This window comes from Nitrosomonas mobilis, from assembly GCF_900103035.1.
In the GTDB taxonomy this organism is placed as follows: Bacteria; Pseudomonadota; Gammaproteobacteria; order Burkholderiales; family Nitrosomonadaceae; genus Nitrosomonas; species Nitrosomonas mobilis.
Window position 1 is genome coordinate 1 of sequence record NZ_FMWO01000075.1, and the last position, 1,934, is coordinate 1,934.

A 1,934-nucleotide genomic window follows, 5' to 3' on the forward strand; every position below is an offset into this window, starting at 1 on the left:
AATGGCTGGACAAACAAAATCTTACCTGGCTGTCATTTCTGCAAAGCTGGTTTTATAGTGATTCACTCAATGATCTGCCGTTGCTCGGCAAAGTCACGCATCCGGTTGCAGTCGATCCTGACGACACCTTGCGAGCGCATGCTCAGAGAAACGACTGGCCTATTATCAGCTTGCGTTAGTCAGCACCATTCCTGGAACTTTTTTACATAGTGTTTGCCAGAAAATTTCATTTTTTACGAAAGACCTGCCTGTTTTTTAAGTAATGCGAATGAAACGCTGTGCAGCGATTGGCGTAAAAAGCTTCTGGTTGGACTTTTTCGGCAAACATCACAAAAAAATCTGTTTTTTTGTTTAACACCAAGCGTCATTTCCCCGAAAGCAGGTATTTTTTGTTAAAAATAGCGTTGTTTTTCAGGCCGCCTGTCAACACCTCGAATGTTGCGCGTTGGCCTTATTGATACAGGCTTCGGCGGATTCTTTGCGCTGTTCGGTCAGATGGGTATAGCGGCTGGTGGTGATCACCGAGTGGTGACCGAGGATTTTTTGCACTTCGAGCAGGTCAACACTCGCTTCCATCAGGTGGGTGGCGTAATTCTTTTTTAACCGATCTGCGCCGTCACCTGGCGCAACGCTCGCTGCACCCCACCACGATCCATGTGCGTCGTAGCACTGGCTGCGCCTGCGAGGCCTTTTTGGCGACTGGGAAACAACAGCACCGGGTTGTGGTGTTCTTTCCAGAACTCGCGCAACCCCTCCAGCGTGTGGGCGAACAGCAGCACCAGCCGGTCCAGGTAGCTCTTGGCATCACGAGCATGCACCCGCATCCGCTATGCATCAAGATCGCCACCTACAGCTGCAATCTTTCCTCAAGGCGCAAGCCCATGCTGACGGCGGCACAGGTACGAATGCAACACACCCCGATAACTGAGACGGTGGATAATTAAGGCTATGTCTGCATTAAACGTTGGAACTACCTTTTTGTCTAATAGGCTGGAACATTAAGACTGGAGGGTATAGTCATGGAAGCCACTGATTTTCGGGAGTGGTGGAAAAGATATCGAACTTAATCGTCGTCAAAAAGAACAGGCCAAACATTATCTGAGCGAGGCGAAGCCACAAGCTGTGGTTGTGAAATATCTTGAGGATTCTTTTGAGCCGAGTTGTCCGGTCTGCCAGGCGGATCGCCCTCATCGTTGGGGGCACCAGGCGGGGTTGCAACGTTTTCGCTGTTGCTTATGCAAGCACACATTCACGGCCATTTCGGGAACTCCTTTGGCCCGTCTGCGGCATAAGGAGCAGTGGTTGAATTACAGTGCAGCGTTGATTGAAGGTTTGACCGTGCGAGCTAGCGGCAGGCAATGCGGAATAGACAAAAACACCAGTTTTCGCTGGCGCCATCGGTTCCTGACTTTGCCGGCGGCTACTAAAGCCAACCACTTGCAAGGAATCATTGAGGCGGATGAGACCTTTTTTCCCTCTTCCTGCAAAGGTCAACGCCACCTGAATCGTCCACCGCGTAAACGCGGTAAGCAAATCCATGTACGTGGAACAGGCAAAGACCAGGTGCCGGTGTTGGTAGTACGCGACCGCTCTGGTGCAACAGCAGATTTCATGTTGAATGCGCTTGATAAAAAGACAATTGAGCCGCCTTTGCGGGCTATCCTGGCAAAAGATGCCATTTTCTGTAGTGATGGCGCTGCCGTCTACCGGTCTGTGGCTCATAGCCTCGGAATTACCCATCGCCCCGTCAATCTCTCTGCTGGAATTCGAGTCATTGCTGGTGTTTACCATATCCAGAATGTTAATGCCTACGACAGCAGACTTAAACAGTGGATGAAAAGATTTCATGGGGTCGCAACCAAATACCTGGAAAATTACCTGGGCTGGCGTAGATGGCTGGAACGTTGGGGTGGGCACAACTCGCCAATCATTGG

The 1,934-nt window shown here is 50.5% G+C and carries 2 protein-coding genes and 1 pseudogene; 2 read left to right on the forward strand and 1 reads right to left on the reverse strand.

Annotation, left to right across the window (positions count from 1 at the left end; all coding sequences use genetic code 11):
* Positions 1–179, forward strand: a 179-nt coding sequence (locus NSMM_RS16580; protein WP_425412377.1) for an HAD family hydrolase, incomplete at its 5' end; no start/stop codon positions are given.
* Positions 180–423: 244 nt separating this feature from the next.
* Here the strand turns inward: NSMM_RS16580 and NSMM_RS12405 are convergent.
* Positions 424–738 carry a tyrosine-type recombinase/integrase gene (locus NSMM_RS12405; protein WP_090287901.1) on the reverse strand — a complete coding sequence of 105 codons (315 nt, stop codon included), beginning with the start codon at positions 736–738 and terminating at the stop codon, positions 424–426.
* 281 nt (positions 739–1,019) lie between these two features.
* Here NSMM_RS12405 and NSMM_RS12410 point away from each other — a divergent pair.
* Positions 1,020–1,934: pseudogene (locus tag NSMM_RS12410) on the forward strand (IS1595 family transposase); the annotation flags it as partial.